Genomic DNA, 12,589 nt, shown 5'->3' on the forward strand with positions numbered 1-12,589 from the left:
ATTTAACAAATTAATACATCACACGTGAGTCAAATAAAAAATACTGAAGAAAAAGAATTGAAAAGAGGTTTAACGAACCGACATATTCAATTAATTGCTTTAGGCGGAGCCATCGGAACAGGTTTATTTTTAGGAATTGGACCTGCTGCTGTTTTAGCAGGACCATCAGTTATTTTAGGATATGCAATTGCCGGAATTATTGCTTTCTTCATTATGCGTCAATTAGGCGAAATGGTTGTTAACGAACCTGTATCTGGAAGTTTTAGTCATTTTGCTTATAAATATTGGGGATCTTTTGCAGGATTTGCTTCCGGATGGAATTATTGGATTCTGTATATTTTAGTCAGTATGTCCGAATTGACAGCCATTGGAATTTATGTTCAGTTTTGGTGGCCTGAAATTCCGCTTTGGGTTTCCAGTCTTTTTTTCTTTTTGATGATCAACGCATTAAACCTGGCCTCTGTAAAAGTATATGGAGAAGCTGAATTTTGGTTTTCAATCATCAAAGTGGTTGCCATTTTAGCCATGATTGTTTTTGGTATTTATTTACTATTCAGCGGAACAGGAGGAGAACAAGCGACGATTCAGAATTTATGGAACAACGGAGGCTTCTTTCCAAAAGGAATCCTTTCAGGAAATAATCAACAAGGTTTTCAAGGACTATTGGCCGCTATGGCTTTGATTATGTTTTCATTTGGAGGTTTAGAGTTGATCGGGATTACAGCTGCTGAGGCTGAAAATCCGGAGAAGAACATTCCGAAAGCGACCAATCAAGTTATTTATCGAATCTTAATTTTCTATGTTGGGGCATTAATTATTCTTTTTTCTTTATCTCCTTGGGAAAATATCACAGACAAAAGTAGTCCATTCGTTATGGTTTTTGAGAACTTAAATAGTTTGAACGTTGATCTTTTTGGACAACATATTGCTTTCTCTAAACTAATCGCCAATGCACTTAACCTTATTGTCTTAACAGCTGCCCTATCTGTTTACAACAGTTCTGTCTACAGTAATAGCCGTATGCTATACGGATTAGCGGAACAAGGTAATGCTCCAAAATTCTTGAAAAAGCTCAACAAAAACCATGTTCCTGTAATGGCGATTTTAGTTTCATCTTTTTTTGCTGCAATTTGTATCATTATCAATAAACTTGTGCCGGAATCAGCTTTTGAAATTTTAATGTCTTTGGTTGTTTCAGCATTAATTATAAATTGGATGATGATTTCGATTACACATCTGAAATACCGTAAACAAAAAGCCATCGATCATCAAAAGACTTTATTTCCTTCATTTTTATATCCGGTAAGTAATTATGTCTGTATTGTTTTCTTATTGGGAATTTTAGTGATTATGTGGTTCACAGGACTTAAAATATCGGTAGAATTAATTCCGATTTGGATGTTATTTTTATACATTTCTTATTTATTTGTCAAAGCAAATAAAAAGAACAAAACCTTATAAAATCAAAAAAAATCCGCTCAATGAGCGGATTTTTTAATCGACCTTGGTTGCAATTGCCAACCTATTTTAAATATATTTTTTAACGATCTCAACCAATTGTTCTTTTGGTCTTGCTCCACTTTCTTTCCAAAGTAATTCACCGTTTTTAAAAACAGCAAATGTTGGAACTCCTTGTACCTGATAACGCGCAGCTAAATCCTGGTATTTATCAACATCTACTTTTAAGATTTTGACATCATCTCCTAATTCTTCTTTTACCTGCTGCAATATAGGTCCCATCATCTGACAAGGTCCACACCATGTGGCAAAAAAATCTAAAAGAACTGGTTTATCGGAACTAATTATTTCTTCGAAAGTCATTGTTTTTGATTCTTGAGTTTGAGTTGAGTTTTTTTTATTTCTATTGAATAAATATTTGAACATCTTTATTTTTTCTTCTATAAATATACTTAAAAAAGCACTTCCGAAGAAGTGCTTCATAATTAGTTTTACTAATTATTAACCTAACCTATGAAAAATTTATTCTACTGTTAGTGCTACTAACATTTAGATTTAATCAAAACAAATACCAAGCTTAAAATACTGACAGTCTGATTCTTACATTTAACATAATTTAAGAAATATGTCCACGTAAAATCTTATTTTTTTTAAAAATCGCTATAATTCACAGACAAATTTTGGATTAACTGACTTTATTTCAGCTATCACTGCCATTATTTCTTCTTTTGTCGAATTATCTTCTAATCTTTTCAATTGTTCTGAATTTAACCCAATCATTTGCATAAAAATCACCTTTCCATGTGGTGTATCAATTTCATCTAAATCACCATCTTTGATAAAAGCTAGACCTACAATATCCGTTTTTGCATCTGTACGTATTGGACCTCCTAATGGTAAGAATTGGTATTCATCAAACCATACTTTTGTTTCATTTACAAAACGACCCAGATTATTCATCAATTGTACAACCCAAAACGGATCTTCTCCATTATCATCCTGAACAGGTTTAACTCGAAAAGAAAACTCGAATCCCCATTTACTAAAATCTGCGCCTACACTTTCTTCTGAATAATACAAATGTGACATTCCATAACTTACCAAATGATAATAACCGTTTACATCAAAAACCGCAACACCATCGATTGGATCATCTCCTCCTTGAAAAGACATCACTTGAGGCGAATAAAAACGTGGCTCTAAAGTTCCATAAACCTCTTTTAAACGATTTTCAATCGCAATAGCTCCTACTGCCTGATCCGATTTATATTGCTTTTTATACTCTTCTAAATTCATGACACAAAAATAGTTTATCCAATTCAATTCCTAAAGTTAAGGCATAAAAAAAGAGAGTTTCTAATAAGAAACTCTCTTTGTAGTAGCGAGGACCGGACTCGAACCGATGACCTTCGGGTTATGAGCCCGACGAGCTACCTACTGCTCCACCTCGCGATTTAGTAGCGAGAACAGGACTCGAACCTGTGACCTTCGGGTTATGAGCCCGACGAGCTACCTACTGCTCCATCTCGCGTTATTGGACTGCAAATATACAAACTATTTTTAAAATACAAAATATTTTATACTTTTTTTTCATTCCGGTCTTACATAACCTTTATCGGAGGATGTTTTTCAATAAAATCAATTGCCAAATCAGCACTATCCGTTAAGAACAATAACTCCTTGTACGGACGGCCTGTGGCTAATTGATGCAATACCGAATAAATACCTGTATCCTCTACATATCTCTTTTTACTCAAAAAAATCATTGGGCTATAATATCCTGACGTCCCATAATGATTTTGAGCTGCCTCCTGAAAAATTTCTTGTGTAGTTCCTGCACTTCCCGGCGCATAAACCAACCCAAACAAACTAATAGTCAACAACATATCTTCTCTGATACTATTTGAAAAATACTTTGCTATATTCGTTGCAAATAAATTACTGGGTTCATGCCCATAAAACCAAGTAGGAATTGCCAAACTTTCTGCTCCATTCGGATAAAGTTCTAAAACTTCTTGAGCATTTGTCATGTAATTTCTAGCCAAATATTCAGTTTTATTGTCATCAATAAAATCTAAATCAGCCAAAATATTAATTGCATTGATTAAATCTTGATCAGAATAATTTGCCATATAGGCACCTAAGTTTGCAGCCTCCATAATTCCAGGTCCTCCACCGGAAACGACATAATATCCTTTTTCTGTTGCTAATTTTGCAGCCTTGGCTGTTTCATTATAAAATTCTGAATTTCGGGGAGTAGAATGCCCTCCCATAAAACCAACAACTTTTTTCTTCGTCATTCCATTTTCATCGTATTCCAAAATTCTGCGCAACCCATCATCTATTGACAAATCATGTAATCGTTGTGCCAACGCCTCTGAAACAGAAGGATTATATTTATGTTTTTTGAAATGCTTGTAAATATTCAAATCGATACTTTGATCATTATTCGGGTGATAACCTTGCATCAGTTCTTGCCAAGTATATAGCCTTCCTCGATACGGATTATATGGGATTGCTTCAAATTTTGGATAGATAAAAGCTCCTCGCTCAATTAAATGAATCGCTTCATTTTGTTTAAACTTACATCCCAGAAAGGATGTATTACATAAATTATACTCTTCCCAGTTTGTGTGCTGACGAAGAAAATTAACATCTTGAATAACTTTATTGGTTAAATCATTTGTCTGGTCAACTAATTCATTCCATTCAGTTAGATTATGAATTAAATCTTTGATTGGTTTTATTTTCATTTCTTCAATTTCTTGCTTCATTTAAATTTTGGAAATTGAATTTACACGAATTATTCCAAACCAACGAATTCAGCACAATAAATCTCAAAATTTCATTTTTCTAATCTATATTTGCAGCATGTTCGTACTCAAATTATTGGGGAATCATGTGTAAATCATGAGCTGTCGCGCAACTGTAAGTCATCTTATTTGATAAGTCAGAATGCCAATCTTTGAGTTTTTAATTGTAAATAAGCTTTCGCGAAAAAAGTAAAAAATTATGTTCTATGAAATCATCAAACCACCACAAAAAACATTATCACAAAAAATTAATTGAATAAAAAAGTAACGTGTAAATATATGATAATGGAAGTGGAAAAAACACCAAGAGAAGAATTAATTGAACAACGTATTGTTAATTCTGAAACTCGTATTTTCAAAGCTGTTTTTCCTGGAGATACAAACCACCACAATACCATGTTTGGGGGCTCAGTAATGTATTTAATGGATGAAATTGCTTTTATGACAGCAACTCGTTTTTGTCGCAAACCTATTGTTACAGTAAGTAGTGATAAAATTGATTTTAAACATTCGATTCCTGCAGGAACTATTGTAGAAATGGTAGGAAGGGTTGTACGCGTAGGGCGCACAAGTTTGGATGTTCAAATTGACGTTTACATCGAAAGCATGTACAGAGATGGACGTGATAAGGCTATCTCCGGAACTTTTACGTTAGTTGCTATTAACGAAAATAAAAGACCTGTTCCTGTTATTGATTAACAACGAGCTATAAAAAATAAAAATCCTCTATCAAAAAGACAGGGGATTTTTTTATGAATTTAATTTATGAATTGATAATATCCTAAAGGTTTCTTAGTTTTACATTAAACACAAAAAAAATGGAATTACCTTTTGCCGAACCATTTCGTATAAAGATGGTCGAAGAAATTTACCAATCCACAAAACAAGATCGTGAAAAATGGATTGAAGAAAAAGATTACAACCTATTTAACTTAGAAAGCCATAAAGTATTTATTGATTTATTAACCGATTCCGGAACCGGTGCAATGTCTGACAAGCAGTGGTCAGAAATGATGACCGGAGACGAAAGTTATGCCGGCTCTCAATCGTTCTTAAAACTGAAAGAAACAATTAATACCATTACAGGTTTTAAATTTCTTTTACCTACTCACCAAGGGCGTGCAGCGGAAAATGTGCTATTTTCTGCACTTGTAAAAGAGGGACATGTTGTTCCCGGAAATTCACACTTTGACACAACAAAAGGTCATATCGAATTTAGAAAAGCACATGCGATTGATTGTACAATTGATGAAGCTTTTGACAGTGAGTTGATTCATCCCTTTAAAGGAAATATTGATTTACAAAAATTAGAAAATGTTTATCAACAATATGGAAAAGAAAAAATTCCATTTACTTTAATCACAGTCACTTGTAATTCTTCCGGTGGGCAACCTGTTTCAATTGAAAACATACGTCAAGTCCGTGATTTATCAAATCAATACGAAATTCCTGTATTCTTTGATGGTGCCCGTTTTGCTGAAAATGCATATTTCATCAAAGAAAGAGAAACAGCGTTTAAAGACAAAACTATCAAAGAAATTGTTTTAGAAATGTTTTCATACGGAGACGGAATGACAATGTCTGCGAAGAAAGATGGTTTGGTAAATATTGGTGGCTTCATCGCATTGAATAATGAGGAGCTATATAAAATATGCGGAAATTTCGGAATTATTTATGAAGGTTATTTAAGTTACGGAGGTTTAGCCGGTCGTGATTTAGCTGCTTTAGCACAAGGGCTACAAGAGTCTACAGAATATACGTATTTACAATCCCGCATCAAACAAATTGAATATTTAGGAAATAAATTGATTGAATTCGGAATCCCTATTCAACAACCAATTGGAGGGCATGCTATTTTTGTGGATGCAGTAAAATTTTTACCTCATGTTCCAAGAGAAGAATTTCCGGCACAAACCTTAGGAATAGAATTATATAAAGAAGCCGGAATTCGTGGCGTTGAAATCGGAACTATTTTGGCGGATCGTGATCCGGAAACACGTGAAAATCGTTATCCAAAATTAGAATTATTACGTTTGGCCATTCCAAGGCGAACTTATTTCCAAAGCCATATGGACTATATTGCTGTTGCATTAAAAAATATCTTTGATCGCCGCGATGAAATCAAATCAGGTTATGAGATTTCATGGGAATCCGAAATTTTAAGGCATTTTACCGTAAAATTAAAAAAGAAATAAACAAAAAACCTTCAGAAATTCTGAAGGTTTTTTGTTTTATAATTTACCATCTCCAATCTCCGGAAATTCGAAGCGGAGTTTCTAAATTTCCTTTCATTAAAGCTTCTTTTATTTCTTGTTCCTTCCATCGTTTTGAAGGAATTTCTTTTAAATTACTCAATTGGTACAATAAATATGTTTCTAAAATAACATTGTTTTTTAGTCCCATTTCCTCCACATAATCAAACGTATCACAGTTTGCATGATAACAATTCAACGCTCCTTTTGCGAATTGGCTGTCAGATAAACCAATAATCGGCACACCTTGTAGCATAAATGGCTGATGATCCGAATGTAAATCTACACTTGCAAAAGTTTTCAATTTAAAATCCGGAATTACTTTTTGTACATCTTGTGCATAATCAGTTAAGATTGGCAAATTACTTTCCATTGTTGAATAATAGGATTTTGGATTAGTTGTCATGTCCATATTCGACATTGCTTTTATTTGATCGATTGAACCATCGTTCAACGCCTGGTTCACATAATGTTTAGAACCAACTAATCCCACTTCTTCTCCCATAAACAAAACAAATTCTATTGTTCTTTCATTTGAAAGATTTAGTTTTTTAAACGTACGAGCTATATCAATCACAGAAAAACTTCCTACACCATTGTCAATTGCTCCTGTAGCTAAATCCCAACTGTCTAGGTGTCCTCCCAAAACTATTTTTTCATTTGGAAATTTCGAACCAATTTTTTTCGCAATAATGTTACGACCTTTCATTTGTCCAACATCATTTTTCATGTCAATCTTCGCGACTTCTTTGCCTTTTTTTAATAACTCTTTAATCTTCAATCCATCTTCCAGACTAATATTAAGAGCAGGAATTTTGATGATTTCTCCCGTAACTGATGCTGTTCCTGTTAATAAAATTTCTCCTGCCGGACGATTAAATAAAATAATTCCTTTAGCACCATATTTTTCTGCTAAAGCCGTTTTTTCGGAACGATGTAGATTTTCGGTATCTTTCGGCGTTTCTTCTAACAAACCAAGTGCTGCAAAAACGATTTTACCTTTTACATTAGTTCCAATTCTTTTGTAATCTTCTTCCAAACCATTTCCCAAATCAATCAATTCTCCCGAAAGTTTAACATTTGCAGGTGAATGTGCTAAAGCTACGGCCTTGATAGGCTGATTGTTAATTTTTAAATCTAAACTTTTGCGATTCCATCCGCTAAAAGAGAACGTTTGAAATGAAACATCATAACCATAAGAACGCAATAAACTTGCCGCATATTCTTCTGCTTTCCTTCCATTTTCAGTTCCTGTAGCACGATGACCAATTGTTTCGGTTGCTTTTTTTAATTGCTGGTAAGCCTCAGAATTTTGTTGTACTTCCTGATGAATCAACTCTAAGACTTGTTGATTAGTTTGCGCAGATAAATTCATGGTAGTAGAGATTAAACCAAGTGTTAATAAAAATTTCGATTTCATGTGTGAGTATTTCTTTAAACTTAGGAAGGATTTTGGAAATATGAAATAAAAATAACAGGAAATTTTACTCTAATTAAGAATATTACCAAAAAAGCATAAATAAATAATTACCATAACATTATAATCAGCCTTTTAAATCTTTCCTAGAAAATAACAACTCTTCTGAGTTACAATTAAACGGCAAAATCTATACGGTAATTTTCAGATTTTCCGAATTATTTTATTTCCAGAGCAATTTCAATTCAACCTTATATTTTCCGGCATAAGGTTTTGGATTAGTAGGTTTCTCCGAAATCGAAAATTGATACATTCCCCGAGCTGGCAAATCAAAAATAGTTTCTTTCCCAAAAGGACCTCCTTTTATCGAATCAGCAGGACCTTTGATATGATTAATACGAATATTAGCTGTCGAATCCTCCGCAGAGATTTTAAGCCACACTTTTTTTGCAGAATCGGCATTAAATGTAAACGTATTAGTCTGTCCGGCTACTTTTACAGGCTCTGACTTTGCTTTTGCGTAACTAACTTCTAAATTTTCAGTAGTATTATTGGCACTTAATGGAACAATCTTATCTGAATTTGAAACGACTTTTTGAGGAACTTTTTTGATATCTTTTTTTGTCGAATTTATTGTTTTTCTCTCCTCTTTCATCACATCTTCCGTGATGGGTTGATCTTTTTTAACCAAACTTTTATAAGCTGAGTCCACTCCTATTTTACTTGGGTAGATTGTCGGGGTAGATTTATCCTCGCAACTGTAAAAAGTTAAAAATGTAATAAAAGCAATAAAAGTCCATTTCATAACAGAAAAATTCTGTTGTAAAAGTAGTTATTTTAACTGCAATTTCAATGTATATTTTCCTTCAAATGGATCACCTTGCATCAAACTTTCACCAATTCGGATTTGATACAAACCTTTTTCAGTCAATTCATAATTCAATTCTTTCCCAAATGGACCATCAGTTTCATTATTTGGCGAAATAATTTGGTTAATTCTAACGTTGGTAAGCCTATTCTGAGGAATAATTTGAATCGAAACAGATGTTGAAGAGTCGTTTCGGAAACTGAATGTTTGCTGTTCTTTCGCAAGCTTAACTATTTCAAATTCGCCTTTACCATTGATAAGATTTAGCTCTGAATGAGTACTAATCTTAGGTGAAGAGTCCGCAATTTCACGCATAGGAGAATGATTTACAACAGATTTCTGTCTAACTTCTCCTTCTCCTATTGTAATGGTTTGACTTTTTGTGATACAATAGATGAAGATAGCGCCAATAGCTATTGATAAAATAATAATGGGTCTATATTTTTTCATTATTGTAAATTTGTGTCTTAATGAAATACAAATTCTGAACCAAACTAATATGTTATTTTACAAAAATATTGGAGAAGGAAAGCCTTTGGTCTTTTTACATGGCTTTTTAGAGAATCATAAAATATGGAATCGTATCAAAAATGATTTGAAAGACCGTTTTCAAATTATTACAATCGATTTACCGGGTCACGGAAATTCAACCAATCATCGTGATGTAAATACCATGGAAGAAATGGCGGAAGATGTTATGGTTGTCCTTGACGAATTGAAGGTTGATAAAGCGACTTTTATAGGTCATTCGATGGGAGGCTATGTAACCTGCGCATTAACAGAACTTTTCCCGGATCGGGTAGAAAAAATCGTTTTAATAAACTCATCAACCTTACCCGATGATGAAGCAAAGAAAAATCAACGATTGAAAGCTTGTGAAACTGCCCGTCGAAATTTTAATGCATTGGTAAGTTTCAGTATGCCGACATTATTTGCAGCTCATCACCGTGGTGATTTTAAAGAAGAATTACAATATGTAAAAGAAATCGCCTTAACCACTCCAATTGAAGGTGTTTGTGCAGCATTAAAAGGAATGCGTGAACGCCCGAACCGCTCTTCAATTTTGTATGATTTTAAAGGAGATATTCATATTATTGTTGGACTGAATGATGAAACTGTTAATCCGGAATTATTTTTAACTCTGATTCCGGATTCCCCAAATATTCACCTTCATAAATTCAATAGTGGACATATGGCTTTTATGGAAAACTATGATGAAGTATTGACTATTCTGCAATCGCTTTAACGTTTGCGAAGAAAGAATTCTTTCATCAATTGGCTACATTCATTTTCCATTATTCCTGAAATAATCTCGGTTTTTGGGTGCAGCTCTCCGATTTTAGCTTTGAAACCTCGTTTTTCATCAGAAGCACCGTAAACAACTTTTGATATTTGGCTCCAATACAAAGCACCGCCGCACATTACGCAAGGCTCTAAGGTTACATACAACGTACAATCTTGCAGGTATTTTCCGCCCAAATAGTTTGCGGCAGATGTAATGGCCTGCATTTCAGCATGAGCGGTAACATCAGTTAATGTTTCGGTTAAATTATGTGCTTTCGCAATAATTTTGTTATTACAAACGATGACAGCTCCTACAGGAATTTCATCTCGTTCAAAAGCAGTCACAGCTTCATTGAAAGCTATCCGCATAAAATACTCGTCTGTAAAAAGGTTTTCCATTTCAAAAATTTAAAGCAAAAATAATCATTTCCAAATTGGATATTCGATACATTTGCACAAATTGATGCCTAAAATATGAATCAATCAAGATATATCATCGCGGCTGTTATCACCTACTTCATATGGGGATTCTTTAGTTTCGGACTCAAACCGATTGCAGGTTATCCTCCATTGGATATTTTATTTTTCAGGCTGTATGTTTCTGTTTTCTTTTTGATTGTAATCAATGTTGGCTTTCGACGAAAAAAAATGAAAGCTGATTGGGATTTATTCAACTCTTTTGACAAAAATATACAGAAGAAACTGGGAAGTTTAATTGTTGGTGGCTCATTGATTTTAATGACCAACTGGTTGATGTTTATCATTGTCATGAATCATATTAGCGTACAGGCTGCATCGCTTTCATATTTGGTTTGTCCGATTATAACAACCGTTTTGGCTTTCTTAATTCTAAAAGAACATTTAACCAAAATAAAATGGTTTGCTGTAGGAATTAGTCTTTTAGCATGTTTGGTTCTTTCTATAGGTCATCTCATCGATTTGGTTTACAGCTTGATTGTAGCTTGTTCCTTTGCCTTATATATTATCATTCAAAGAAGTTTAAATGTTTTTGACAGCTTTAATCTTCTGATGACGCAATTATTAATTGTTGCCGTCTTAATGTTGCCTTTGGTTTTTATATTTTCAGGCCCAATTCCAACCGAAACTATTTTTTACCAATGTGTATTGATGATTGTTGTTTTGTTTACAATTATTCCAATGTTCTTAAATAATTTTGCATTAAAGGGAATCGATTCGTCAACTGTTGGAATTTTAATTTATTTGAATCCGATTATGAATTTCATTCTTGCGATTTTTTATTACAAGGAAGCTGTTTCTCCAATGCAAATGATTGGTTATAGTTTGATTCTTTTAGCCATTCTCGTCTTTAATTCAAAAACGATATTTAACTTAAAAAAGTTAAAAAAATCCGAAGTTTAAACTTCGGATTTTTTTTAATAAATAGATATTTTAGATTATTTTTTGACTAAAACTGCATTTGGCCCAATACCTGTTGTGATTGCAGGATATTGAAGAGCTCCTTGTATGTTGTAAATATATAAATTCCCATTTGAAGTAAAATCTACTGCATCCAACACATAGAATTTGTTATCTTCTACATCAAACCCGTATACATTTTTAGCACTTGTGATAAAATCTGCTTTCGTAGGTAATGTCGTTGCATTTAATGCCATTGAATAAACAGAATTATTCAGAACATAAAAAAGTTTGTTATTTTCTTCAACCATAAAGCCAGGATGCTCACCATCCTTAAAGTTTAATTCTAATTTATCCTCTGTTGATAAATTGTAACGAACCAACTTTCCTTTTGTTTCAGCCCCCCAAGAAACTCCTTGTGACAACACATATAAGTTTCCATTTTCTACTGTTAAATCTGTTGGAACATCTCCTACATTGACCGTTTTTTTATCTTTGGTTTTTGTATCAAGAACCGTAACGGTTTTTCCAACACCGTAACCACCTTTTTGAGCTATATACAGTTTTCCATTCTCCAATACCATCTTTTCCGGTCCTTCATCTACTTTATATTTTTCAACGAAAGATAAATCGCTGATTTTATATTTTGCAATAAAATCATCAGTTGTCACATTCGGATTCCCCCAGTTAGAGATATACAAAAAATCGTTATCAGAAACAATATAACGAGGATTATTCATATTTTCACCTGCAGAAATAGTGGCAATTTTTTTGAATGTCGTATTGTCAACAACTTCTACTTTATTCGATGCATTTACCACAACATACAGCTTATTCCCTTTTTCATAAAAACTTTGTGCTACAGAACCCAATTGAGCACCAGCATTCGCCGTCTTGTAAATGTTTTGAATAGGATTTGTTTGACTGATATCTTTCGTCGGATCAAAATAGGTAATATCAGCATTTGCAGAATTAAAATTTCCTTCATTTAAAATAAAAACCCCTTTTGAATAAGTTCCGTTTTCCGGATCATTATTTGGTCCGTCATCATCATTTGAACAAGATTGTAAAAATAATCCTGCCAAAACTACTAAAGCAATTGATTTAAATTTCGTCATCG

13 protein-coding genes, 2 tRNA genes and 1 riboswitch are annotated in these 12,589 nt (G+C 33.4%); of the genes, 5 read left to right on the forward strand and 10 right to left on the reverse strand.

Annotation, left to right across the window (positions count from 1 at the left end; translation table 11 throughout):
* The first annotated feature begins 24 nt into the window (after nt 1-24).
* Entirely contained in the window at nt 25-1,461 is a 1,437-nt protein-coding gene (locus H277_RS0106355; RefSeq protein WP_019974751.1) for an amino acid permease, read from the forward strand.
* Between the two features lie 66 nt (nt 1,462-1,527).
* Here H277_RS0106355 and trxA read toward each other — a convergent pair whose 3' ends face one another.
* From trxA to H277_RS0106380, 5 genes are all read right to left on the reverse strand, one after another.
* Nucleotides 1,528-1,941 carry a thioredoxin gene (gene trxA / locus H277_RS0106360; RefSeq protein ID WP_019974752.1) on the reverse strand — a complete coding sequence of 138 codons (414 nt, stop codon included), beginning with the start codon at nt 1,939-1,941 and terminating at the stop codon, nt 1,528-1,530.
* A gap of 177 nt (nt 1,942-2,118) precedes the next feature.
* Nucleotides 2,119-2,754: a suppressor of fused domain protein gene (locus tag H277_RS0106365; protein ID WP_019974753.1), complete on the reverse strand. Its 636-nt coding sequence runs from the start codon at nt 2,752-2,754 to the stop codon at nt 2,119-2,121.
* A gap of 83 nt (nt 2,755-2,837) precedes the next feature.
* Nucleotides 2,838-2,910, reverse strand: a tRNA-Met gene (locus H277_RS0106370).
* Between the two features lie 6 nt (nt 2,911-2,916).
* A tRNA-Met gene (locus H277_RS0106375) sits at nt 2,917-2,989 on the reverse strand.
* A 70-nt stretch (nt 2,990-3,059) separates the two neighbouring features.
* A complete protein-coding gene (locus tag H277_RS0106380; protein WP_019974754.1) occupies nt 3,060-4,232 on the reverse strand; it encodes an LOG family protein in 1,173 nt (390 codons plus the stop codon).
* 107 nt (nt 4,233-4,339) lie between these two features.
* A riboswitch (adenosylcobalamin-variant (AdoCbl-variant) riboswitch) is annotated at nt 4,340-4,427 on the forward strand.
* Between the two features lie 129 nt (nt 4,428-4,556).
* Here H277_RS0106380 and H277_RS0106385 point away from each other — a divergent pair.
* On the forward strand, nt 4,557-4,970 hold the full coding sequence (locus tag H277_RS0106385) for an acyl-CoA thioesterase (RefSeq protein ID WP_019974755.1): 414 nt from the start codon (nt 4,557-4,559) through the stop codon (nt 4,968-4,970).
* A 119-nt stretch (nt 4,971-5,089) separates the two neighbouring features.
* Nucleotides 5,090-6,466 (forward strand): tryptophanase TnaA, encoded by a 1,377-nt coding sequence (locus H277_RS0106390; RefSeq protein ID WP_019974756.1) that lies wholly within the window; start codon nt 5,090-5,092, stop codon nt 6,464-6,466.
* Nucleotides 6,467-6,509: 43 nt separating this feature from the next.
* Here the strand turns inward: H277_RS0106390 and H277_RS0106395 are convergent, their stop codons facing one another.
* From H277_RS0106395 to H277_RS19680, 3 genes are all read right to left on the reverse strand, one after another.
* Nucleotides 6,510-7,943, reverse strand: a complete 1,434-nt coding sequence (locus tag H277_RS0106395) for a M28 family peptidase (RefSeq protein WP_033422592.1) — start codon at nt 7,941-7,943, stop codon at nt 6,510-6,512.
* A 220-nt stretch (nt 7,944-8,163) separates the two neighbouring features.
* Complete coding sequence (locus tag H277_RS0106400; protein WP_019974758.1) at nt 8,164-8,745, reverse strand: hypothetical protein; 582 nt, start codon at nt 8,743-8,745, stop codon at nt 8,164-8,166.
* A 27-nt stretch (nt 8,746-8,772) separates the two neighbouring features.
* Nucleotides 8,773-9,258 (reverse strand): hypothetical protein, encoded by a 486-nt coding sequence (locus tag H277_RS19680; RefSeq protein ID WP_019974759.1) that lies wholly within the window; start codon nt 9,256-9,258, stop codon nt 8,773-8,775.
* A gap of 49 nt (nt 9,259-9,307) precedes the next feature.
* Between H277_RS19680 and H277_RS18740 the strand changes: the two genes are divergently transcribed.
* Complete coding sequence (locus H277_RS18740; RefSeq protein WP_051094532.1) at nt 9,308-10,054, forward strand: alpha/beta fold hydrolase; 747 nt, start codon at nt 9,308-9,310, stop codon at nt 10,052-10,054.
* Here the strand turns inward: H277_RS18740 and H277_RS0106415 are convergent.
* Entirely contained in the window at nt 10,051-10,491 is a 441-nt protein-coding gene (locus H277_RS0106415) for a nucleoside deaminase (RefSeq protein ID WP_019974761.1), read from the reverse strand. The two genes, H277_RS18740 and H277_RS0106415, sit on opposite strands and share 4 nt — an antisense overlap.
* Nucleotides 10,492-10,566: 75 nt before the next feature.
* Here H277_RS0106415 and H277_RS0106420 point away from each other — a divergent pair, with 75 nt between their 5' ends.
* The gene (locus H277_RS0106420; protein ID WP_019974762.1) at nt 10,567-11,472 is read left to right on the forward strand and encodes an EamA family transporter; all 906 of its coding nucleotides are present in this window, start codon (nt 10,567-10,569) and stop codon (nt 11,470-11,472) included.
* A 35-nt stretch (nt 11,473-11,507) separates the two neighbouring features.
* Here H277_RS0106420 and H277_RS0106425 read toward each other — a convergent pair whose 3' ends face one another.
* A complete protein-coding gene (locus H277_RS0106425; protein ID WP_019974763.1) occupies nt 11,508-12,587 on the reverse strand; it encodes a DUF5074 domain-containing protein in 1,080 nt (359 codons plus the stop codon).
* Between the last annotated feature and the right edge of the window lie 2 nt (nt 12,588-12,589).

Origin of the sequence: Empedobacter brevis NBRC 14943 = ATCC 43319 (assembly GCF_000382425.1) — a bacterium.
Lineage (GTDB): Bacteria > Bacteroidota > Bacteroidia > Flavobacteriales > Weeksellaceae > Empedobacter > Empedobacter brevis.